This window comes from Neobacillus sp. BF23-41, from assembly GCF_041106275.1.
In genome coordinates, this window is record NZ_JBGBPR010000008.1 from 160318 (window position 1) to 182806 (window position 22489).

Sequence of the window (22489 nt, forward strand, 5' to 3'; positions counted from 1 at the left end):
TTAAGCACCGAACTCGGTGAGAAGTAGAAGGAATGTGACACCGACTGCGAACTATAAGAAATGGAGTGGTTTTAGAATTTTTTTTGCCGATAATCACATATACTAGAAAAAAGGTGATATAACTTTTTTCTAAGAAGGTGATAAACATAACCACAATTCAAGAAATTGCTCAAGTCCTTGCCGGTCTTGAGCATAAATTAGCCCCTAACTGGCTAGAAAATGACATGATCAAAAAGACTTTGGCGATTAGTTATGATTATTGGTTAGAAGATACGGGTATCCCGATGACATTAAAAGACTTTGTGCAACAATATCTCGAACACGCCGAATATCTCGGTGGGATTTTCTCACCAGATTCTGAAATAAACGATCTCAGTTGTTAATCAGCTGGAAAAATAGAAACTGATCACGAAAAAAGCAAAAGTAAGTGCTTAACTGTTCTATTTAAAGAAAGACGATTCGGGCTTCCGAGTCGTCTTTTTGCTTAGTTATCCTGAACGATGGGTTGATCAAGTACATCCGCATTGACCGAAGTGGTTGTACTTTGACCAGTAATAGTTGTGACATGAAACCCTGTATTTATTGAGCCTGAGCCCTGTGTGTTTTTCGAGGCGCTCTTAGGAGAAATGAACAACGAATTGCCAAATTGAACAATCCCGCCACTGACTGTATCAATCTTCACTGGAACTGGAAATTCTGACATGGATGAACATCCTTTGCATTTTAATAACTTACTATATGACAAATAAAAGGGAATGGTTCGAAAGCAATGACTGCAGATATGATGGATTACTTATTGCTGTTCAACAGTTCGTCATAACATTTTTAACAAACTGTGAACTTGTCACTATACCTATGTTGTTTAACAGAAAAAGGGAATATAGTGTAATCATAAAGAACAAACAAAAATTGAAAGGCGGAATGAATTATGATTAACAAATTTTTAAGAGAAAATAAAATCGCTGCCGCTATCTTAACTGTCTTACGTTTATACCTTGGCTATTCTTGGTTTACAGCAGGTTTTCATAAATTAACAGGCGGCTTCGATGCGGCTGGATTCTTAAAAGGAGCTATCGCGAACCCAGTAAAAGGTCCAGATGGTGCAGTCGTATTTGGATGGTATGTTGACTTCTTAAAACACTTTGCCTTACCAAACGTGGATGTGTTTAACGTCATCGTCCCTTGGGGCGAAACACTAATCGGCTTAGGCTTAATCTTAGGCTGCTTAACAACAACTGCAATGTTCTTTGGTTTAGTAATGAACTTTAGCTTCTTCTTAGCCGGTACAGTATCTCATAACCCTAGAGACATTTTCCTTGGCTTCATCATCTTAACAGCTGGTTATAACGCTGGAAGAATCGGTTTAGACCGTTGGGTGGTTCCTTTCATCACAAAAATGAGCAAAAAAGGTCCAGATCACGAAAAAGCAAAAGTCACAGCTTAAATGAACATCAAAAAGCAGAAGTTAACCCTAGGGTTCCACTTCTGCTTTTCTATTTTAAGTCCAAACTCATTTAATGCCATCCGTTATGTCGATTTCATTGATTTTTATTTAAGTTGCCACCCTTTATTTTTTTTCACTAAAATTTATTTTTGGATTTTGTTCCAAATCACCTTTTGTTCCATATGCTTTAAGATAAGGGGTGATGTAATGACTGAACAATTTGATCTCGAGACGCTAAAGCACATAAGGAACAAACTTGATTATATTTACTATATCGCCAAAAGCAATTACAATGATAACCCTGAATTAATGGACACGATTGAAAATTTAGCTCAAGTGTCTAACATGTTTACGAATATAAAAATTCAAGAGTTAAGCAAACAAGTCGAAATAACAAGCCCTCAAGGATACATTTTATCAAAACTATCAAACTCTTACTCAAGAATGAAAGAGTATGAAAAAAAAAAAGAACCGGATTTCCCAACTTGGAAGCTGTGAAAATTGGGAAAATCGTTGGGTAGGCAGAAGGTTCAATTGACCCGCTGAAAGTGTGGGTCGCAGGAAATACGACTAGAGGTACGGCTACCGTGACGATCGAAAGGAAACTCAGGAAAATAAGTTCTTCTAAGGGGCGGCTTCAAGAGGCATATTCATGTCTTTTGAAGCCGCCCTTTTTCGTATGTTCAAGATTTGGTTATCTTAATTTCTAAGAAGGCTAGTGTAGTAATTTGTGATAATTTGGAATAATCCAGCAGATAATAGTTGGGAAAATTTTATAAATACGACAGAATCCAACACACTGTTATAAAAGTACTAGATATAATAGCTTATATTGAGCAGTATAGACTATTTAATAGATAAATGGATAATTGAAAACGGAGAGCATTTTAGGAGGAAGAATATGAATGTTTCAGAAAGTGATGTTACGGTTATTGATAAGGAATGGTTTGCGCTAATTTTGGAAGCAAAAGAACTTGGATTATCCGTAGAAACGATCAAGAGTTTTCTAAAACAGGATGAGGTAAAAGGGTATTAAATGAATATTTTAATGTGATTGATCGCCGAATACATTTATACAAAAAGGGACTAATCTTAGTCCCTTTTTTCTGTATTATTGTTCTCTTAAATGCTAATTAAAAGTACCTTCTTTTACTGTTTGTGGCAGTGGTTTTTGCTGCTGACTTAAAAAGAAGAAGACACCGAGCAGGACGAGCAGGCCGCCGACAATTTGCCAGCTGACGAGATGTTCATTTAATAATAGGACCGCTAGAATCGTGGCGCCGACGGGTTCGCCTAAAATACTCATCGAGATCGTTGTCGCATTGACGTAGTTTAAAAGCCAGTTATTGATCACGTGACTGACCGTTGGAACGGTGGCGAGTAACAAGAAGATGCCCCATTCCTTGGCAGGATATCCAGTTAAGGAAACTCCTGTTGTAAGGTTATAGATGGTAAGAATAATTGAAGCCGAGAAAAATACGCAAAAGCTATAAAGCCAATGTGATACCTTTTTGACGATCGTCTGACCGATTAATAAGTAACCAACCACTGAGATGACACTGAAAAACGACAGCAGGTCCCCCATGATTGCATCGTTGCTTAAACCGAAATCCCCCCAGCCAATCATCATTGCTCCGATAATGGCAATACCCATGGTCATCAATGCGGACAAGGTGGTTCGTTCCTTGAATAGGAGAAAGCCTCCAAGCAAGGAGACAATCGGCTGCAAGGCAAGGATGATGGTCGAGCTTGCGACGGTTGTTAATTTCAAGGACCCGAACCAAAGGACAAAGTGCAAGGCTAAAAAGAAGCCTGAAAAAAATAAAAAGAACCAATCTTTTTTCATGATATTATTAAATTCACTGCGTTTTTTCCAGACGATGGGAACCATTAAGATACTAGCAAACCACATCCGGTACATACTCAAAATCGAGGCCGGTGCGTCTGACCATTTGACAAATATAGCCGAAAATGAGATGGCAATGATTGAAATGGTCAGCGGCAGCCCAATTGATCGTGACCCTATTTCTTGTTGTTTCATCATATCCCCCTATGCCCTGTAACAGGTCTTTTCTATAAAATTAAAACTTTCGCATCCCGAAAGTCGTGGCAAATATTTTTTATTATACCACATGGTGTCAGGCACCAGCGCTGCAAAAATTCACCTTGGCGAGAGAACTAATTAAAAAACGGGAAGGCGAGGTCAAGGGACAGCTTTTGTTCAGTCACCATGTGGGGTTCCTTATAAAAAAAAGAGGTTGTGAAATTGCCTTGATCTGCCATTGACGAATGTTGTGGTGTTCTATATGATATGAAGATGAGAATGCCCGTACTTGCGGGAGAGGTTCATAGCTGATACCCTCTATAAAAAACTATGGATACATGACTTTAGGCCATGTCCATACTGGACGTGGCTTTTTTGTGGGATCCTTTTAGTTTGAAAAATAGAGCTGCTATGGGAAACTCTACTCTAGTGAAGTGTCGGGACAGATTACAAGGGGGTTTTTGTATGTCTGGCAGAAGCCATGAAGAAGGTTTAAAGGATTTAACTTTATTAGGTAATCAAGGGACTACCTATTCATTTGAATATGCTCCAGAGGTATTGGAGGCGGTCGATAATCTTCATCCGGATCGTGATTATTTCGTGAAATTTAATTGCCCGGAGTTCACTAGTTTATGTCCGTTGACGCGCCAGCCGGATTTTGCGACGATGTATATTTCGTATGTACCGGATCAAAAGATTGTTGAGAGTAAGTCATTGAAGTTATATCTTTTCAGTTTCAGGAATCATGGAGATTTCCATGAGGATTGTGTGAATATCATCATGAATGATTTAATTAAGCTGCTTGACCCAAGATACATTGAGGTATGGGGGAAGTTCACTCCACGCGGCGGGATTTCGATTGATCCATGGTGTAACTATGGAAAGCCGGGAACTAAGTACGAGGAGATGGCAAATTTCCGTTTAATGAACCATGATCTTTATCCGGAGAAAGTGGATAATCGATAGAAAAATGAGGCCGGGATTCCGGCCTTATTTTTTTTGTTTGGGTTACCATACGTAATCGTTATGGTCATCATCCTGATAGTCATAGTCTTCATCATCTGTTCGTCTGTTTTCGAGCCATTCATCGTCGATTATTCCGCTGAACATGGTTTCATTTTGAACCTCTTCACTATTCCATTCATTATCGATCATATTTCCACGAAGATTCGGGTCGTTTGTCATCTTTTTTTCACCTCCTCTACTATCATTGCCAATTTTCTCGTGACTATAATAGTAATGGTAGGGATTAAAAGAAAGAGTGTGATATTGAGGGGCAGATTCGAAAGGATTCTTTCCATTGAAAATTTCTACATTAAGCGAGACCCTATTGGAAAAAATTGAACTAGAAGAACCGATGACTGTTGAAGAATTAGAATCGATCTTAACTAGTGCGGAAGGAAAAAAAGTAATAAGTGAAGATAATAAATAGGCGGCATTTTTTGAAAGGAAAAGTAGAGGGCAAAAACAAGAAGCTGCTGCTGCTAAACTCAAAAAAACTCCAATCGCTCAACAGGGTGAGCCTAAGATATCACGCCATCGCATGGCCATAGTTGGTGGAGCAGTCTTGGTTGTGCTGATTTTGGCCGTTTATTTTCTATTTTAAAAATAATCCTCAGGGAAACCTGAAACTCTAGAACAGGGGCAGGACTTGCATGTTATATTTTCTATTAGATTTATTGGATGGGATGTTCACTGGTTCTACCACTGGTTTGGATACGAGAAGAATTGACCGTAATATTGAGCAACTAAAACAACAAGATTGGTTTAAAAAAATATATAATGATGAGAAATATCGCCGTTTGTTTTATGTTAACAGGCATGTGAGAGGTTATTTACAAAGCACGAGGCGTGTTAAAAAGATTATTCGTAATCAAAAGGCTCAAAAAAAGTTAATGGTCTTGCTTAATAAACAAATTCAAAACTCTGGTGCCTGACACCACACGTTGGAGGGGAAATTCTATCCGCGACAAGGATTAAGGTGAAACGAATCAAGCGTTTAGTTAGGATTCTCAAAGCGCTAGAAAAAAGGAGAAATAAACTAAACTGCTATTAAAATATGAAGCCATTCCATCAAAGATAGGTTTGCCTTGATTGGTGCACCGTAAGTAGACTCCGTGTCCCTGATGCAAAAAGAATACCGATTAGATCGAATCCCATATCAAACATTCTTCCATCACGAGAGAAGTATAATTGCAAGATTTCAGTTAGCAAAGCAAGGGCAATAGCTAGAATTAGAATGTATGCTTTTGAATGGAATTTAGTTTGCAGTAAAAATGTCAGAATGAGAAAGGCAAAGACATGGCCACATTTTTGAAGCAGGAAGTCGCGGCTGAGCTCGAGCGGTAAGGGTAATAGCAAATCAGAGAAATTCGGATGACCGACCCACTCAAAGCGGACTTTGCCAGATGTAATTAATTCAGAAAAATCGGCGGTACAGGTCAAAATCAAGATTGCAGCTGCCCATAACAAAATAAATATTCCGCGCATGGTGAGACCTCCCTTTTAATATCATTGTGGTCTTGTTTTTTCGGTAATATACCAAATCGAGGGGGCGGAATTATCTATCTGACAAAGGAAAAGACCTCTTCTAAAAATAAAAGAGGTCTTTCGTTTGGGGAAATCATCCAAGTAAGTCACTGAAATTGGGGAAGACAATCTGGGAAGATGCTGGAGTTGTTGCTTCTCTAGCTATTAATTATCCGGAATGGATCATTTTTTCATAGAGATTTAGAATGGCTTGCCCGTATGTGGTACCTGGAACAGCCCATTTTCCGTTTAAAGCGGTCCATGTGGGAGCAGATCCTCTGTCGACTAGATGAAAGCGGGGATCAACCAATGGATATTGATCTGGTAGTGGCTTCGCTGTCGCATACGCATACAAGTGTTGAAGTTGTGCAAGGACACCTTCTTCTTGATTTTCAAAGCTTGCTCCGCGAGTATCTCCTCCAGTTGCTCCTATCCCTGAGTAGTTGTTTTGTTCAGGGTTGACGACTCCGGTAAACCGAAAATAGTCTGTTTCGTGGATGGCTTGTGCAAAGGCGACATCGCCTCTAATGCCGTAATATTTCCCTAACGTTTGATAAAATTGACCTAATTCCGGCGCGTTAGGATTGACCTTTTTCACAAATTGATTCATCTGTTCCGGAGTTAGGAAGGTCGGACCGAAAATGGTAAATTGACCGGGGTCGGCGATGATGGGGAGTTCCTTTGCACTGTTGGCTGGAGCCGGACTTGGTTTCGTGTTCGTGCCGCCTTTTAGATCCGTTTCATTGCTGGTGGTTGTGGCTGGTTTTGCTGTTGTTGTTTTACTGGTGCTTGTGGTTGGTTTTTGAGTAGCTGAGTTACTGGTACTCTTAGTTGGTTCTTGGGTAGCTGATTTAGTAGTAGTTGCACTGGCTTTTTCAATAATTATGAAGGCATCCTTATATCCTGCTTTTTCGATTTCTTTGAGACGTTTTTCTGCGTTTGCGTTGGTCGTATAGGTTGCTATTTTCACTCGGTACCAGGTTGCTCCAGATATTTTAGTGGTAACAATTGAAGAATTAATGTTTTTCTTTTTCAGTTCAGCTACCCTGTCTTGTGCATTTTCTTTGGATTTATAGGATCCAACATAGACGGTGTAAACTGTTGTTAAACTAGATTGGGGTGTTTTCGGTGTTTCCTTCGTTACTTTGCGTTTCAGACCAAAGGCTTTTGCAATTCCGTTGACATGGCCTTGAGCTACTTTTTGCTGCCAGGATGAATCTTTCATCAATTGGGCGTCATGTTTATTACTGATAAAGCCGTTTTCCGTTAGGATTGCTGGCATATTTGTTTCTCTAATTACATGGAAATTGGCCTTTTTTTGTCCCCGGTCTTTTAGCTGATTCACTTTCATCACTTCGGCATGAATGATTTCTTGGACTGTGGCAGCTCTACTTGAGTTAGAGGCGCCATTGTATATAAAATCCTCATATCCTTGGGCTGAACTATCAGCAGAATTGATGTGAATAGCCAGGAAAAAGTCTGCGTCCCAGGTGTTGGCTTCGCTTGAGCGCTGTGCTAAGCTTTTGGTGGTATCGCTTGTACGACTCATCTTCACTTGAACATTTTCATAATCCTTTAGGATGGTATTTCGTATTTTAAGCGCAATAGCTAGGGTAATATCTTTTTCATCTAGGCCATTCCCTTGGGCTCCGGGATCATCACCGCCATGACCAGGGTCTAAATATAGCTTCATGCTTACTCCTCCATTTCATTTAAAATACGTTCATATATAGGGTATGGGAAAAAGTTTAAATTTGTTCGGGTTTTCTGTCCAGTCGCTCAAGTATGAATTGTTAAATATAAAAAATCATACAAAAGACCTCCCCTGATTTTTCATGTAAAAGAAGGTCTTTTGTATGATATTATTACTTTTAAGCGCTTGTCCTTGTGTGAAGGACAAATGTACATGTATGGTGCCTGACACCAGTAATTGACCCAATACTTATTCCGCAACAAGGAAAGCATCGTTGATTCCGGCTTTTTTTACTTCGGCTAAGCGGTCTTCGGCATTTTCTCGATTGGAAAAGGCTCCAGCTTGAACTCGGTACCATGTTTCGCCCGCTATTTTTGTCGTATCTACGAATGATTCGATTCCTTTTGCCTTGAGTTGGTCTACTCGCTCGTCCGCATTTACTTTTGATTTGAATGAACCGGCTATTACTTTGAAAAGTGTTCCGGAATCTGGTTTCGGCGGATCGATTGGTTTCCGTTTTAGGCCAAAGGCTTTGGCAATTCCGTTGGCGTGACCTTGAGCTACTTTTTGGATCCAAGAAGACTGTTTCATTAATGCGGTGTCGTGATCGCTACTGATAAATCCATTTTCCGATAGCAGTGCTGGCATGTTTGATTCACGTAACACATGGAAGTTAGCCTTTTTTTGGCCGCGATCTTTCAGTTGATTCACTTTCATGACTTCGGCATGGATGATATCTTGATATTGGGCTGTCTTAGAAGTGTCGGATAAGCCGCTGTATATAAAGTCTTCATAGCCCAAAGCGGTACTAGGTCCGGAATTGATATGAATAGCTAAGAAAAAATCTGCGCCCCATGCATTGGCCTCACTCGATCGCTGACTTAAGCTTTTTGTGGTGTCGCTGCTCCTGCTCATCTTTACGTCAATGTTTTCATAATCATTTTGTAAAATGGACCGTAGTTTGAGCGCGATAGCTAACGTCACATCTTTTTCATCTAATCCATGACCTTGAGCACCTGGGTCTTGTCCTCCATGACCTGGATCTAAATAAAGCTTCATTACATCCTCTCCATTTCTAAAAATTGATTATATATACATGCTATGTCAGTATGGACAATAGGTTCGGGTGCTTGTCACAGTAATTAATGCAGGATGTCACCAACGGTTGATTCTCTTAGTTACCGAAAATGTAATTGTACCAGTCTTTCGGTAAGAAAGAGAGTTCTTAAGTGACCAAAACCGTCACCTCCTATTACACTCTATATTGAAAAAAGTCGGCAAAAGGGACACGGTCAGAGAAAATAAATATGGGATGATTTATTTAAATAAAGTTGATTAATGCTATACTTGGGGAACGGATTTGGTTTCTGAAAGGAGTTAATCATCTTATGAAGTATTTGAAATCACAAATGCAGCAGCTAATTAAGGATAATAAAGAATTGCATACACGCTTAAAAGAGTTGAAAGTAGAACACGGGCTTGAGAAAAATACTGCCCTAAAGGCATTGTACCATTCAGAAGTGGCAGATGGCGGAAAGTATCAATTAGCGTACCAAGCACTTGATCTTCCTAAAAAATAGGTAACATAAAAAGAGTGGCAGGCACCAAATTGGTGCCTGACACTCTTTTTTGGATGGAAATAAATTACTGAAGATAACGTTGGATAGTTCTCCGAATCCAGCTCCAGCGCCTAGAGGCTCGGGGTCATAAGCCAATCCGTCCTGAGGGTTAAAAAGAAACCTTCACGCTAGCTCGTCTTATGCCTGTCGCCCCTGCACCAGGCGCTTCCGCTTTTTATTGTTTAATGTTGTAAAAATGCAAGTTGGATAAAGAACAAGACAGCGAACACGTATAGCAATGGATGGATTTCACGCCACTTCCCTTTAACTAACTTTAGAAGCGGGTAGCTGATGAAACCAAGCGCGATCCCTGTTGCGATGCTTGATGTGAGCGGCATGCTCAATACGGTCAAAAAAGCAGGGAAGGCTTCATCCAGCTCGTCCCAGCGGATTTTTGCAATGCTTCCCATCATTAGACTGCCGACAATGATTAAAGCCGGTGCGGTAATCGCAGAAATCCCGGAAACCGTACTAACCAGTGGACCAAAGAAGGCGGACAGGATGAACAGGATCGCAACCGTTAGGGAAGTTAGACCAGTCCGTCCTCCTGCTGCTACCCCTGACGACGATTCAATATAGGCGGTTGTTGGGCTCGTCCCAAACATTGCCCCGACTGCCGTACCAATTGAATCGGCAAGTAAGGCTTCGCGGGCCCGCGGCAGTTTGCCGCCTTTCATTAAACCGGCTTGGTTGGCGACACCAATCATGGTACCCGTCGTGTCAAAAATGGTCACTAGAATGAAAGAGAAGACAACAGCATAAAGGCTATGCTGAATTACGTCAGTCAGCGCTGTCACTGGATTAGCAATAATTAGTCCCTCTGGCAGAGTGGGCAGCGACATAAAACCTTTACTGAATTCCAGTTGGCCCGTAAAGAAAGCGATGAGCCCGGTAATCACCATTCCAAAAAATATCGCCCCGTTGACTCGAAGCGCCATTAATACAAGTGTGATCGCTAGTCCTGCTAGCGCTAAAAGGGCGGAAGCTGAATGAAGGTCGCCGAGACCGACAAGGTTCGTTGGATGTGCTGTAATGATTTTTGTAAGACGCAGCCCGATAAAGGCAATGAACAGCCCAATTCCTGCAGTAATCCCGTGTTTAAGGTTTTCCGGGATGGCGTCAATCAATTTTTCCCTTAAGGGAGTTAACGATAAGATGACAAAGATAACACCAGCAAAAAAAACAGCAGCAAAGGCAGTTTGGTAGGTTATTCCCTGATGGCCGCCGACAACAGAATAGGCGAAGTAGGCGTTAAGTCCCATGCCTGGGGCAATGGCGATTGGATAGTTTGCAAAAAGCGCCATCCATAGTGTGGCGACGACTGCGGCTATGATGGTTGCGGTGAACACTTGCCCAAACGGAACCCCTGCATCGGCAAGAATGACTGGATTTACCACGACAATATAGACCATCGTAAAAAAGGTGGTGATCCCTGCAAGCAGTTCTGTTTTTGTATCGGTATGATTTTCTTTTAATTTAAACATAGTTGTTCCTCCAAAATACGAACGTTTTAATAAGGCCTAAACTATATTATTCGTTTTTAGATGAAAATTCAAGAGTTTCCTCTTAATTTGTCCATTTTTGTAACAGATATGATGGTGCCTGACACCAAAATGCACTTCAGTGGACTAAAAAAGAGAACCATCCCGTGCCTTATATGCAAAGCGAACGGGTGGTTCTCTAGTAAAAAAATTTGGTAAGCTCAAATAAATGTCTTTTCCAAGCAAGGGTTGGGAGTGGAACCCATGATTTTACTTTTGTGAACGAACTTTTCTTTGTACATCTCCTGGTCGGCCAGTTCGAGAATTTTTTCAAGCGTTATTTCGGTTCCAGGTTTATAGTGATAAAAACCGTAACAAGCAGAAATTGAATAAGGCTTTTGATTGGTAAAATTAATATCCTCGAACCCACGCTTAATGTTTTTCACCAGCTGCCGGGCATCCTTCATCTGCTTTTGGAAGAAGACAATGATAAATTCATCCCCGCCTAGGCGGAATAAGACATCCACATTCGTAATATGATGGTTAATCGTGTCGCAGCAAGTCTTAATTAAGTCATCACCTGTTGAGTGGCCGAAAAGATCATTGGTTATTTTCAAATCGTTAATATCAATATAGCAGATAATGAATTCTTGAGATTCTGCCTCGCCGCTCATATGCTTGCTAAGCAATTCCATCCCACTTCTTCGATTTAACACTCCAGTAAGCATGTCATATGAAGCGTGTTTAAAAAGTTCTTCCTCATTTTTTTTCAGGTCGGTGATGTCAGTGATTCCGATCAGGATACAAGCTTCGTCCAAGTAATCGATCAATTCTAAACTCAACATGACCCATTTCCGGATATCTGGAGTGATTTGTTGCTCCACACAAAAGTTTTTTATACTTTTTTGCTCTTTCAGACGCTTCAGGATGTCGAGTTTTTCTCCGATGTTTTGAAACAAGAATTTTCCGTCTATTTGAGTCATATCGTTACTTTGGAGTTGGTAGTATTCAATGGCGTGTTTATTCATCAGCAAAATTTCATCATTCTCTAGCTTTTTAAGGATGATCGGGTTCGGATTCAGGTTGAAAAGACGTCTGAAATTTTCCTCATTCCTTTTTAGTTTCATTTTGTTTGAAAAATCATTTTTACGAAATGAATAGAATGATAGGGCAATCATGAAAGAAATGATGACGGTACCGGTTGAATTAATCAACTTTGATAAAAATGAGAAGTGCTCATGTTCGATAAGATATAAACCTGTAATGAAAAATATATGTATACTCAAAAACAGGATCAATACGTTTCTAGGCTGTACTGGGAAGAAGACGGCAACTCCTAATAAAATAATGATATAGGAGTATATATTTCCAGTAAATAATTGACTATTAATAGAAGAGGCTGCCCCGATAAATAAATAGAAAAGGATATAACTAGTAACAACGAACCCCTTCGAAATATTTTTATAATAATGATAAATGAATAGAAACATAAGGGAGATGATAAGACCAATGATGTGAATGGCAGAAAGATTGAATTTAAATGTAGGGCTGCTCAGATTATTAAACAGGAAAAAGTCAACGATGAAAAAACAAGGATAAGTAGAGATTAACATATAAGAAACGAGCTTAATTCGCTCAAATAATACATCGTAGTTACTATGAATAAACTCTTGATTCAGAGGAGAATTCTTATTCTTTCTATTAAAAAGATTGATTGAAAAGGACCACAAATAGTTCACCCCTTTTTTTACCATTACCTCGAGTATTTTAGCATAGATTGGAAGGTCTGTCATAAAAAAAGCGGTGTCAGGCACTAACAAAATATGCCTATAAAATATTGGTGTCAGGCACCACTTAAAACATGAAAAAAAGCCCATTGCTTGTATGTGGACGATACAGCAATTGGGCTTTTAAGGATGTGATTTATTGGTTTAGTTTTATTTCTTCTGTTCGTTTTTCGCCGTAGATGCCCTTTGACTCGATAAATCTCTGGATTCTTTTCAGGGCTTCTTGCAGCTGTGGCATGGAGGCTGCGTAGGAGCAGCGAATATAACCTTCTCCACTTTCTCCAAACACATTGCCGGGCACAACTGCGACTTTCTCCTTAATCAGTAGTTCTTCGGCGAATTGTTCGGAACTGAGGCCAGTTGCTTTGATCGAAGGAAAGACATAAAAGGCTCCCCCAGGTGTGTGACAGTCCAGGCCGATTTTATTCAAGGTATGCACGACATAGTTCCGTCTCATTCGATAGCTTCGTTTCATCGCTTCTACTTCATGAAAAGTATTCCTTAGTGCTTCAATAGCGCCGTATTGGAGCATGGTCGGAGCACACATCGTCGTATATTGAAAAATTTTCAACATGACCTCCACAAATTCCTTAGGAGCAGCGAGCATGCCTAATCTCCAGCCGGTCATCGCAAAGCCTTTTGAAAATCCGTTGATTAAAATCGTCCGCTCGTACATGCCTTCAATCGTTGCGAAGCTTGTATACGTTTCTTCATAGGTTAATTCTGCATAGATCTCGTCGGAAATAACAATTAAATCATGTTTTTCAACAATTGCGGCAATTTCCTTCAGTTCTTCTTTGTTTAGGGTACTGCCCGTTGGATTGTTGGGCGAGCAAAACAAAATGGCTTTCGTTTTTTCTGTAATCGCCCCTTCTAACTGCTCGGCTGTTAATTTAAAACCATTCGCAGGCGAGGTAGAAATGGCGATTGGTGTCCCGCCGGCAATCGAAACCAAGGGAGCATAAGAAACAAACGCTGGTTCAACAATCAGTACTTCATCATCCTGGTTTAGAATGGCGCGAAAGGCTAGGTCGATTGCCTGGCTTGCTCCGACAGTGACGATAATTTGGTTTGTTGGATCATAATTGACTGCAAATCTTGTTCCGAGATAATTAGAGATCTCCTGCCGCAATTCTAGTAAGCCTGGATTCGCGGTATAGGCGGTATTACCTTGTTCCAGCGATAAAATGGCGGCCTCTCTAATGTTCCAAGGCGTAATGAAGTCTGGTTCGCCAACGCCTAAAGAAATCACGTCTTTCATACCGGCAGCTAAATCGAAGAATTTCCTGATCCCAGATGGCTGTAATTCTCTAGCAGTTTCAGATATATAGTGGGAGTAATCTTTTCTCATGGTGTAATCACCATTCTCCTGTCTTTCTCATCGCCGCCGCCAAAAATCACCCCATCATGTTTGTATTTTTTTAACATGAAATGGGTTGTGGTTGAAATGACATTATCAATCGTTGATAGTTTTTCCGATACAAAGGATGCGATTTGATTCATGGTTTGACCTTCAATGGTGATCGATAAATCGTAGGCACCACTCATGAGGTAAAGAGATGTTACCTCTGGAAAACGATAAATTCTTTCGGCGACCTCATCGAATCCAACTCCACGCTTCGGTGTTACTTTAACATCGATCATCGCAATGATATTTTCCTGCCCCTCGACTTTGCTCCAATCGATTAAGGCCGGGTAACTGACAATTACTTTTTCTTCTTCTAATTTTTTTATGGTGTTTCTTACGGTTTCTTCGCTGCTCATCACCATTAAGGCAATTGTTTCTTCTGAGATTTTGTGATTTTCTTCGATCAGTTTTAATATTTCGAGTTCTTCATTACTTAATTTCATCGGGTGCCTCCAAATTTATATTTCATATTATTGATTTTATAGGAGGAAGCCTTTTAACTCAAATGAAAGTGAAGTGATTATTCATTTTTTTTTGACAATTATCCTGAGCAAATGAACCTTTGGTGAAGGTAACTAGTTATATAGGACTATCTAATAACTGGTTTATAATTGCTCGATTTTTCTTAAGAATCTGCTTGAAAAATTATACCGCTTTCCACTTTAACTTGGTGAAATTTGTGGAAGAGTCAGTAATGCTAGGTATTTGCATTAGGAAGATTCAGCTACAATTCGGGTTCCTTTTTGTTAATTTTATGTAAAATTTTGTAGATTTTAGAAAAATATAGAATTATAATAAATTTGAATATAAAATAATAGTAGTAAAATATTTACTAATGGAAAGTGAGGGTGAGTCAGGAGCTGTAGGAGTTTTACAGCTTAGTAGTCTGCTCGTGATTTTCAAAGATTAGTAATCTAAATTTGGAGGGAATTTATCTGTGACTAAATTAGTAAACAGGTCGAAAAAGTGGATTAGCTTAGCATTGACTGCTATTTTGCTGTTAGCGATTGTGTTACCGTCTGGTGTAAGCGCGGCTTCAGAGCCTGTATCATTGGCGAAGTGGGATTTCAGTAAGGGTAATCTAGTAGCTACCTCAGGAACGGCTGCGAACTTGGACAAAACATTGTCTGTAAACGGGTTGAATAAAGCTGTAGCAAGCATCTTAAACACAAAATATAAGCCAGCAATTGATGCGAAAAAAGCTAAAGCTACTGTAGTTGGTACAGCAGCAGTTGATTTAGTAGGTGGAAATCCTGCACGTACTGGGGAAACAAACCTAGGTAACTTCGTTGCTGACGGTATGCTTGCAAAAGCAAAAACAATCAACCCTAACACTGTTATTGCTTTTCAAAATGGCGGCGGAGTTCGGAAAACTCTTCGTGCAGGAAACATTACATTAGCTGATGTATTGAAAGTATTACCATTCGGAAACACATTAGGAATCATGGACTTAAAAGGTGAAGAAATCAAAGCAGCTCTTGAGTACAGTGTGAAGGATGCACCAGCTGCATTTAGCGGGTTCTTGCAAGTTTCAGGCTTGAAATTCTCTTACGACCCTACTAAACCAGTCGGTGGAAAAGTTCAAACCATTGAAGTAAAAGGTCAAGATGGTACATACACAGCACTAGACCTTACTAAGAACTATTCTGTTGCTACAAACATCATTACTGCTAAAGGCAGCAACGGCTACACAGTGTTTGCTAAAGCTTACGCAGAAGGCCGTGTAAGTGTGCCAGGCTTTGTGGATTGGGAAATGTTCAGAGACTATATTGAAGCGCAGCCAAACAAAACGGTTACTGCAAAAGTTGAAGGACGGATCACAATCGCAAAACCAAAATTCACTTTGAATTTAATGCACACAAATGACACCCATGCAAACCTTGATAATGTGGCGAAAAAAATGACCGCGATTAAGTCGGTCCGTGCCACAAAACCTGCAGCATTATTACTTGATGCTGGAGACGTGTTCTCTGGAACATTGTATTTTAATGAGTATAAAGGATTAGCAGATTTAGAGTTTATGGAACTAGCAGGTTATGATGCAATGACATTTGGTAACCATGAGTTCGATATGGGTACCAAAGTATTATCAAACTTTGTAAAAGAAGCAGATTTCCCGTTTGTAAGTTCAAACGTAAACTTTACAAATGATGCAAATTTACAATCCCGTTTCCATAACGATGTAACAACTGCTAGACCATTGGGCGGCGAAATTTACAACGGCATAATCAAAGTTGTAAATGGTGAAAAAATCGGTATTTTTGGTTTAACAACAGCTGAGACTCCAACTATTTCTAGTCCAGGAGCAGGTGTTACTTTCGAAGATTATATCCAAGAGGCACAAAAATCTGTTTATGCCCTAAAAGCACAAGGCGTTAACAAAATTATTGCTTTAACACACATAGGTTTTGATGACTCACCAGTATGGGACAATGACAAAGTATTAGCTGCGGCGGTTGAAGGAATCGACGTCATTGTTGGAGGTCACTCTCATACTAAGCTTGATGCTCCTTTCTTTGATACATCAGGCGTTGAGCCAACAGCTATCGTTTCAGCCAACGAATACAACAAGTACCTCGGAACATTGGATGTAACATTTGATGCGGCAGGTAAAGTAATCGTTCCTGAAACAACTGGCAAACTTCTTGACATTGCTGCGTTCGCGGAAGATGCAACTATAGCAAACATCTTAAGTACAAAATATAAGCCAGCAATTGATGCGAAGAAAGCTACTATCGTTGGTACAGCTGCTGTTACATTAGAGGGTGGGAATCCTCTTGCACGTACAATAGAAACTAACCTTGGTAACTTTGTTGCTGACGGTATGCTTGCAAAAGCAAAAACAATCAATCCTAACACGTTGATTGCCCTGCAAAATGGTGGCGGAGTTCGGACAACTCTTCCAGCTGGAAACATTACATTAGCAGATGTATTTAAAGTATTACCATTCGGTAACGCTTTAGGAATCATGGACTTAAAAGGTGATGAAATTAAAGCTGCCCTTGAGTACAGTGTGAAGGATGCTCCAGTTGCATTTGGTGGATTCTTACAAGTTTCAGGGTTGAAATTCACTTATGACAGCACGAAACCAGTCGGTCAAAAAGTTCAAACAATTGAAGTGAAAAGTCAAGATGGAAGCTATACTGCTCTAAACCTTACTAAAAACTATTTTGTTGCAACCAACATTTTTACTGCTAAAGGTGGAGACGGATTCTCAATGTTTGCTAAAGCTTACGGAGAGGGACGTGTAAGTGAGCCTGGCTTTGTGGATTGGGAAATGTTTAGAGACTTTATTGAAGCACAGCCAAATAAAACGGTTACTGCAAAAGTGGAAGGACGTATTGTAAACGTAGCTCCACAAGTAGTTCCAGCAGCAACATTCAGCGGAACAGAAGCCAGTCCGAAGATATATACTGGAAATGTTATTGTTGATGTAACAGGTGTTACAAAACTTGAATACGCAACAGTAAAAGGCAACCTTATCTTAAGCGGTGGCACTAATGTTGAGTTATCAACTGTAACAGTTGAAGGCGACACAATCTTTGAAGATAATTAATTAGTAAATTCCTCCAGTGCAACTGCTGGAGGAATTTACAACTATTAAAAAAGATCCAAATAATCACCGAACCCATTCAGGAGGTGCAAGGATTTGTCTAGAAAAAATAAGAAGAAATTAAATATTATACTTGTGGCAATCATGTTTATCAGTATAGTATTACCAAACCTTTCTATTAACTCTGCCACCGCAGCCACTAAGGCCACTGATCTATTTATTTCTGAATATATTGAAGGCACCAGCTTTAACAAGGCACTTGAGCTCTACAATGGGACAGGCGCTGCTGTTAAATTAAGTGAATATTCACTTGAAAATTATAGTAATGGTGCGACTACAACCACTTTTAAAATGTCTTTATCCTCAGATCCGTCTGCAACACTTGCAAGTGGATCAACATTTGTCATTTCTCGTAGTGATGCGGATGCGGCTATCGTCGCAAAGGCAAACTTATTAGACGCTGGTAAAACCATTATCAACTGGAATGGTGATGATGCGGTTGTTTTAAAACATAACGGGACCATTATTGATGTTATCGGTCAAGTAGGAATTGATCCTGGTACTGCTTGGGGAACAACTGTCAAAACATTGGACCAAACGATCGTCCGCAAAAGTTCCGTTACAGCTGGCGATAGTAACCCAAATGACGCATTTGATCCAGTAACTGAATGGGATAGCTTGGGTGTTAATGTGTTTACAAACCTTGGCAGCCACACCATGGATGGTGAGTCTACTCCGGTAGAAACAAAGGTTGCAAACGTAACAACTTCACCCGCTGAAGGTACAGTGGCAGCTGGAACAAAAGTATCTTTAGCAACAGCGACAGCAGACGCTAAAATTCACTACACTACTGATGGCACTACACCAACAGCAGCAAGCATTGAATACACAGCACCAATAGAAATTAGTGCAGACAAGACAATCAAAGCAATTGCTGTAAAAGCTAACTTAGAAAACAGTGATGTCGCAACTTTTGCTTATACAGTTCTACAAGCAAGTACCATTGCTGAAGTTAGAGCAGCTGCGTTACAATCAAACGTTCAAACTAGCGGTGTAGTTACCGCCGTACTAGGCAGAGCAATTTATTTCCAAGATGCTACGGCTGGAATTGTGGCTTATACACCGACTAATAGCACCACGATTCTACCAGGCGATAAAATCACTGTGTCTGGTAAATTAACGGAATTTTCTACGTTGCTTGAAATTGAAGCCAATCATGAAAATATTATTGTTACTGGGAAAGAAGCAGTTCCTGCAGCAGAAGTGTTAACTGCGGTTCAGTTACAAGAAAGCAAAGAAGCAAAACTAGTAACAGTAAAAAATGTAACAGTAGGGGCATTTTCTGGTGGAAACTACACAGTAACTGATGTGGATGGAACAAGCTTCCAAGTTCGTCCACCAAGTTCAACTATGTTAACTACAGGTACAACTTATGAAGCGATTACCGGAGTTCTTAGTGCATTTAATGGTGTCTATCAATTAATTCCACGGAACGAAGGCGATATTTTACTTGATTCAAGCATCGTACAAGCTGTTATTGCTACTCCAGGTGCTGGATTGGTAAATACAGGAACATTAGTAACCTTAGCAACAGGTACAGCTGGGGCAACGATTCACTATACCCTTGATGGCAGTGAACCAACCACAACTAGCCCAGCGTTTACACAGCCAATTGTTATTAGTAAGGCAACAACGATTAAAGCTGTGGCAGTCAAAGAAGGAATGACAAATAGTGCGGTTGCGACCTTTGATTATATCAATCAAGATGGCCCAATTCATATCTATGATATCCAAGGCAAATCACACAACTCGCTATTAAACGGTAAAACAGTATCGGATGTAGAAGGTGTCGTTACTTATATTGATGGAACAAGCCGCTTCTTCATCCAAGACTTAGTCGGTGACGGCGATAAGAGTACATCAGACGGGATCTTGGTATTTAAAACAGCACATGGTGTATCCAATGGTGACCGTGTGAAAGTATCAGGAAAAGTAACCGAATTCTACGGCGAAGGTTTCGCAGAGAAAACAACTACTGACTTAACGATTACAGAAATCGAAGCTGCAACGATTACTAAAATTGGCACAGCTCCAGTACCAGCACCAATCAAACTTGGTGTAGATCGCATTGCACCAACAGAAATCATTGATAATGACCAATTTGCAGCCTTTGATCCTGAGGAAGATGCAATTGATTTCTGGGAAAGCATTGAAGGTATGTATGCACAAGTAGACGACGGGAAAGTTATTGCGCTGCAAAAAGACGGATTAGTTTGGGTTGTTCCTGGAACATATCCAACCAACGTGAATCCTGGCGGTTTACGTATTACAGCAACTGACACGAATCCCGACCGAATTGGGGTTGATGTAAGAAATGGCTCAACAGCCAATAAATCCTACCGTGCAAAAATGGGCGACTATTTTAGGGGAGCAATTAAGGGTGTTGTGAACTACGGTTACAGCAACTATAAATTGATGGCTCAAGAATCAAGTCTTCCAACGTTAACAGAAACACCAATCGTTCGTCCAGCTACAAAAATTACACCAGCAACAGACAAGGTAACAATTGGAACGTATAACGTTGAGAACTTCTCAACCGCTACTCCAGATGCAAAGGTAACAAAAATTGCCGATGCGATTGTCACAAAGATGAAAAATCCTGACATTATCGGCTTAAATGAAGTCCAAGATAACAATGGTGAAACCGATAATGGTTCGGTAGATGGTGCACAAAGTGCGCAAAAAATTATTGACAAGGTCGTCGCTCTCGGTGGACCAACCTATGTTTATACAGAGATCACACCAGTCAATAATCAAGATGGCGGGGCACCAGGCGGGAACATTCGTGTCGCCTTCCTCTACAATCAAGATCGCGTTTCTTTAACTGCAGGAGCACCAAAAGGAACTTCGACACAAGCAGTCGGCTTTGAAAATGGGAAACTGACATTAAACCCGGGACGGATTGATCCAACAAATGCCGCGTTTAATGCAAGCCGTAAACCACTGGCAGCTCAATTTGATTTCCAAGGCCAAAGTGTGATCGTGGTAGCCAACCACTTCAACTCTAAGGGTGGAGATTCGCCGTTATTCGGGAAAACTCAGCCGCCAGTATTAAGCAGTGAAATTCAACGTCATAAGATTGCGACGATTGTTAATAACTTCGTTAAAGATGTAAAAGCAAAAGATGCAAACGCAAACGTTGTTTTACTAGGAGATTTTAATGATTTTGAATTCACGAAAACGCTAGAAATAGCAAAAGGGAATGAATTGACCAATATGGTTGACTTTGTTCCTGAAAATGAGCGTTATAATTACTCTTACCAAGGGAATGCACAAGAACTAGACCAAATCTTAGTGTCCAACAATATGGCAGCTAATACAACGGTCGATATCTTGCACATAAACTCTGGCTTCATGGAAGAGCATGGCCGTGCAAGTGACCATGACCCATTGATTATTCAAACGAAATTAAAGGCTTCAGAAGTCTTACCACCAGTGACACCACCAGAATCAACAAAGGTTTACAACTTAAACGGATTCAAAACGAAGAAGTTAACTATAAACAATGTGGGTGCTGACATTTCTGTAAGTGCAAACTCTATCATTACAGAAGGTATAGTCATAAAAGGTTCTTACGCGAAGCTTTCTGGCGAAGGCTTAAAGACTACTACGGTCATTCTTAGCCCAACCGCACCAGGTGCAGTTATTGATCTTGGCGGCTTAGTGGTAAAAGAAGTAGTCATTGATAATGCGAATATCAGTCAAATTAGAGGCGTCGAGCAGGTTCAAGAATGGACAGTGAAAGACGGCGTCGATACATCTGTCATTAAATTCACAAATACGAGCGGAGTGGTTCTTCCTTCTCCAATCGCATCACCACCAAAAGTGAATCATGCGCCCGTAGTTTCTAAAGCCTTGCCAAATGTTTCAGTTCAAGTCGGCACACCAGTTTCAGTGAATTTAAGCGGCTATTTTGCTGACCCAGATGGCGATGCTTTAACGTACACATCAACTGCTGGTACAGTTCAAGGATCATCGTTAACAATTCAAACTCCACTAGAAGGTACTGTCAATGTGACGGTAACCGCAAATGATGGAACAAAAACAGTTAGTGCAACATTTACGATAACGGTAACGGCTGTACCAGCTAATACTGTGGAAGCTTATTACCAAGCAGCTGCTGGAAAAACAGGTGCTGAACTGAAGCTTTCTTTACACAATATCATAAGAACACAAACAAAATTAACGTATGCGCAAGTAACAGAAGCGTTAAAGAAAACCGATGAAGATCCAAACAATCCAAATAACGTCATCCTGCTATATACGAACCGTTCGCAAGCTAAAACTACGTTTGGTTCAGGTGTAAACGACTGGAATCGTGAGCATGTTTGGGCAAAATCTCATGGTGATTTTGGAACAAGCGTTGGACCTGGAACGGATATCCACCATTTACGACCAACTGACGCATCTGTAAATAGTACACGCGGACATTTGGATTTTGATAACGGTGGTAACCCTCAAGGTGAATGTGCTGAATGTTTTTATGATAGTGATTCATTTGAGCCGCCTAATCGCGTAAAAGGTGATATTGCTAGAATGCTTATGTACATGGATGTCCGCTACGAAGGTGACGGAGGCGAGCTTAACCTTGAGTTAGCTGACAAAGTGAATACGTACCCAACACCATTCCATGGCAAGAAATCCGTTCTTCTGCAATGGAGCAAAATGGATCCGCCGGATGCGTTTGAAAAGCATCGAAATGATGTCATTGAATCGATTCAAGGCAACCGCAATCCATTCATTGATCACCCAGAATGGGCAGAATCTATCTGGCCAGCAAGCTAATTAATAAACAAGAAAAAGCCTCTGCAATCGCAGAGGCTTTTTCTTGTTTATTCGAATAAAGAGTTTAAGGACAATGAAGAGTGCAA

The 22489-nt window shown here is 40.4% G+C and carries 19 protein-coding genes and 1 riboswitch; of the genes, 9 read left to right on the forward strand and 10 right to left on the reverse strand.

The features are described 5' to 3' along the window. Window positions 1-484: 484 nt before the first annotated feature. A complete protein-coding gene (locus tag AB7942_RS14510; protein WP_098932658.1) occupies window positions 485-703 on the reverse strand; it encodes a spore germination protein in 219 nt (72 codons plus the stop codon). Window positions 704-928: 225 nt separating this feature from the next. Here AB7942_RS14510 and AB7942_RS14515 point away from each other — a divergent pair, with 225 nt between their 5' ends. The 3 genes from AB7942_RS14515 (at window position 929) to AB7942_RS14525 (ending at window position 2480) form a co-directional block, all read left to right on the forward strand. Next, window positions 929-1444, forward strand: coding sequence for a DoxX family protein (locus AB7942_RS14515; protein WP_098932656.1), 516 nt, complete (start codon window positions 929-931; stop codon window positions 1442-1444). 207 nt (window positions 1445-1651) lie between these two features. Beyond that, on the forward strand, window positions 1652-1942 hold the full coding sequence (locus AB7942_RS14520; RefSeq protein WP_369447396.1) for a hypothetical protein: 291 nt from the start codon (window positions 1652-1654) through the stop codon (window positions 1940-1942). A gap of 403 nt (window positions 1943-2345) precedes the next feature. Then, complete coding sequence (locus tag AB7942_RS14525) at window positions 2346-2480, forward strand: anti-repressor SinI family protein (protein ID WP_335719817.1); 135 nt, start codon at window positions 2346-2348, stop codon at window positions 2478-2480. Between the two features lie 93 nt (window positions 2481-2573). On the opposite strand, the gene AB7942_RS14530 is transcribed toward AB7942_RS14525, so the two are convergent. Beyond that, entirely contained in the window at window positions 2574-3485 is a 912-nt protein-coding gene (locus tag AB7942_RS14530; RefSeq protein WP_088089714.1) for a DMT family transporter, read from the reverse strand. A 294-nt stretch (window positions 3486-3779) separates the two neighbouring features. Continuing rightward, window positions 3780-3826: riboswitch (PreQ1 riboswitch) on the forward strand. A 127-nt stretch (window positions 3827-3953) separates the two neighbouring features. Between AB7942_RS14530 and queF the strand changes: the two genes are divergently transcribed. Continuing rightward, on the forward strand, window positions 3954-4454 hold the full coding sequence (gene queF, locus AB7942_RS14535; RefSeq protein ID WP_088089713.1) for a preQ(1) synthase: 501 nt from the start codon (window positions 3954-3956) through the stop codon (window positions 4452-4454). A 42-nt stretch (window positions 4455-4496) separates the two neighbouring features. Here queF and AB7942_RS14540 read toward each other — a convergent pair whose 3' ends face one another. Further along, window positions 4497-4673 (reverse strand): hypothetical protein, encoded by a 177-nt coding sequence (locus AB7942_RS14540; RefSeq protein WP_179195961.1) that lies wholly within the window; start codon window positions 4671-4673, stop codon window positions 4497-4499. A gap of 115 nt (window positions 4674-4788) precedes the next feature. Here AB7942_RS14540 and AB7942_RS14545 point away from each other — a divergent pair, with 115 nt between their 5' ends. Together AB7942_RS14545 and AB7942_RS14550 are read left to right on the forward strand one after the other, a co-directional pair. Further along, window positions 4789-4920, forward strand: a complete 132-nt coding sequence (locus AB7942_RS14545) for a hypothetical protein (RefSeq protein ID WP_369447397.1) — start codon at window positions 4789-4791, stop codon at window positions 4918-4920. Between the two features lie 223 nt (window positions 4921-5143). Beyond that, window positions 5144-5425 (forward strand): hypothetical protein, encoded by a 282-nt coding sequence (locus AB7942_RS14550; protein WP_369447398.1) that lies wholly within the window; start codon window positions 5144-5146, stop codon window positions 5423-5425. A gap of 136 nt (window positions 5426-5561) precedes the next feature. On the opposite strand, the gene AB7942_RS14555 is transcribed toward AB7942_RS14550, so the two are convergent. The 3 genes from AB7942_RS14555 to AB7942_RS14565 form a co-directional block, all read right to left on the reverse strand. Continuing rightward, window positions 5562-5978 carry a VanZ family protein gene (locus AB7942_RS14555; RefSeq protein WP_369447399.1) on the reverse strand — a complete coding sequence of 139 codons (417 nt, stop codon included), beginning with the start codon at window positions 5976-5978 and terminating at the stop codon, window positions 5562-5564. 208 nt (window positions 5979-6186) lie between these two features. Continuing rightward, window positions 6187-7710 (reverse strand): N-acetylmuramoyl-L-alanine amidase, encoded by a 1524-nt coding sequence (locus AB7942_RS14560; RefSeq protein WP_369447400.1) that lies wholly within the window; start codon window positions 7708-7710, stop codon window positions 6187-6189. Between the two features lie 249 nt (window positions 7711-7959). After that, a complete protein-coding gene (locus tag AB7942_RS14565; RefSeq protein ID WP_369447401.1) occupies window positions 7960-8769 on the reverse strand; it encodes an N-acetylmuramoyl-L-alanine amidase in 810 nt (269 codons plus the stop codon). A 329-nt stretch (window positions 8770-9098) separates the two neighbouring features. On the opposite strand from AB7942_RS14565, the gene AB7942_RS14570 reads away from it, so the two are divergent. Continuing rightward, window positions 9099-9290 (forward strand): hypothetical protein, encoded by a 192-nt coding sequence (locus tag AB7942_RS14570; protein ID WP_088089707.1) that lies wholly within the window; start codon window positions 9099-9101, stop codon window positions 9288-9290. Between the two features lie 221 nt (window positions 9291-9511). On the opposite strand, the gene AB7942_RS14575 is transcribed toward AB7942_RS14570, so the two are convergent. The 4 genes from AB7942_RS14575 to AB7942_RS14590 form a co-directional block, all read right to left on the reverse strand. After that, a complete protein-coding gene (locus tag AB7942_RS14575) occupies window positions 9512-10813 on the reverse strand; it encodes an NCS2 family permease (protein ID WP_369447402.1) in 1302 nt (433 codons plus the stop codon). A gap of 218 nt (window positions 10814-11031) precedes the next feature. Then, window positions 11032-12540, reverse strand: a complete 1509-nt coding sequence (locus AB7942_RS14580) for a sensor domain-containing diguanylate cyclase (RefSeq protein WP_369447403.1) — start codon at window positions 12538-12540, stop codon at window positions 11032-11034. 193 nt (window positions 12541-12733) lie between these two features. Beyond that, a complete protein-coding gene (locus AB7942_RS14585; protein WP_369447404.1) occupies window positions 12734-13948 on the reverse strand; it encodes an aminotransferase in 1215 nt (404 codons plus the stop codon). Further along, on the reverse strand, window positions 13945-14448 hold the full coding sequence (locus AB7942_RS14590) for an Lrp/AsnC family transcriptional regulator (protein WP_088089703.1): 504 nt from the start codon (window positions 14446-14448) through the stop codon (window positions 13945-13947). The genes AB7942_RS14585 and AB7942_RS14590 overlap by 4 nt, the downstream gene beginning before the upstream one ends. A 494-nt stretch (window positions 14449-14942) precedes the next feature. On the opposite strand from AB7942_RS14590, the gene AB7942_RS14595 reads away from it, so the two are divergent. Both AB7942_RS14595 and AB7942_RS14600 read left to right on the forward strand, forming a co-directional pair. Further along, complete coding sequence (locus AB7942_RS14595) at window positions 14943-17561, forward strand: 5'-nucleotidase C-terminal domain-containing protein (RefSeq protein ID WP_369447405.1); 2619 nt, start codon at window positions 14943-14945, stop codon at window positions 17559-17561. A 93-nt stretch (window positions 17562-17654) separates the two neighbouring features. Further along, window positions 17655-22403, forward strand: coding sequence for an endonuclease (locus AB7942_RS14600; RefSeq protein ID WP_369447406.1), 4749 nt, complete (start codon window positions 17655-17657; stop codon window positions 22401-22403). The last annotated feature ends 86 nt before the right edge of the window (window positions 22404-22489 follow it).

Excerpts from the sequence above, each read along its gene's own strand:
- queF (WP_088089713.1), top strand. The coding sequence starts at position 3,954 with ATGTCTGGCAGAAGCCATGAAGAAGGTTTAAAGGATTTAACTTTATTA.
- AB7942_RS14555 (WP_369447399.1), bottom strand. The coding sequence starts at position 5,978 with ATGCGCGGAATATTTATTTTGTTATGGGCAGCTGCAATCTTGATTTTG.
- AB7942_RS14585 (WP_369447404.1), bottom strand. The coding sequence starts at position 13,948 with ATGAGAAAAGATTACTCCCACTATATATCTGAAACTGCTAGAGAATTA.
- AB7942_RS14520 (WP_369447396.1), top strand. The coding sequence starts at position 1,652 with ATGACTGAACAATTTGATCTCGAGACGCTAAAGCACATAAGGAACAAA.
- AB7942_RS14550 (WP_369447398.1), top strand. The coding sequence starts at position 5,144 with ATGTTATATTTTCTATTAGATTTATTGGATGGGATGTTCACTGGTTCT.
- AB7942_RS14575 (WP_369447402.1), bottom strand. The coding sequence starts at position 10,813 with ATGTTTAAATTAAAAGAAAATCATACCGATACAAAAACAGAACTGCTT.
- AB7942_RS14560 (WP_369447400.1), bottom strand. The coding sequence starts at position 7,710 with ATGAAGCTATATTTAGACCCTGGTCATGGCGGTGATGATCCCGGAGCC.
- AB7942_RS14570 (WP_088089707.1), top strand. The coding sequence starts at position 9,099 with ATGAAGTATTTGAAATCACAAATGCAGCAGCTAATTAAGGATAATAAA.
- AB7942_RS14565 (WP_369447401.1), bottom strand. The coding sequence starts at position 8,769 with ATGAAGCTTTATTTAGATCCAGGTCATGGAGGACAAGACCCAGGTGCT.
- AB7942_RS14590 (WP_088089703.1), bottom strand. The coding sequence starts at position 14,448 with ATGAAATTAAGTAATGAAGAACTCGAAATATTAAAACTGATCGAAGAA.
- AB7942_RS14515 (WP_098932656.1), top strand. The coding sequence starts at position 929 with ATGATTAACAAATTTTTAAGAGAAAATAAAATCGCTGCCGCTATCTTA.
- AB7942_RS14540 (WP_179195961.1), bottom strand. The coding sequence starts at position 4,673 with ATGACAAACGACCCGAATCTTCGTGGAAATATGATCGATAATGAATGG.
- AB7942_RS14510 (WP_098932658.1), bottom strand. The coding sequence starts at position 703 with ATGTCAGAATTTCCAGTTCCAGTGAAGATTGATACAGTCAGTGGCGGG.
- AB7942_RS14525 (WP_335719817.1), top strand. The coding sequence starts at position 2,346 with ATGAATGTTTCAGAAAGTGATGTTACGGTTATTGATAAGGAATGGTTT.
- AB7942_RS14530 (WP_088089714.1), bottom strand. The coding sequence starts at position 3,485 with ATGAAACAACAAGAAATAGGGTCACGATCAATTGGGCTGCCGCTGACC.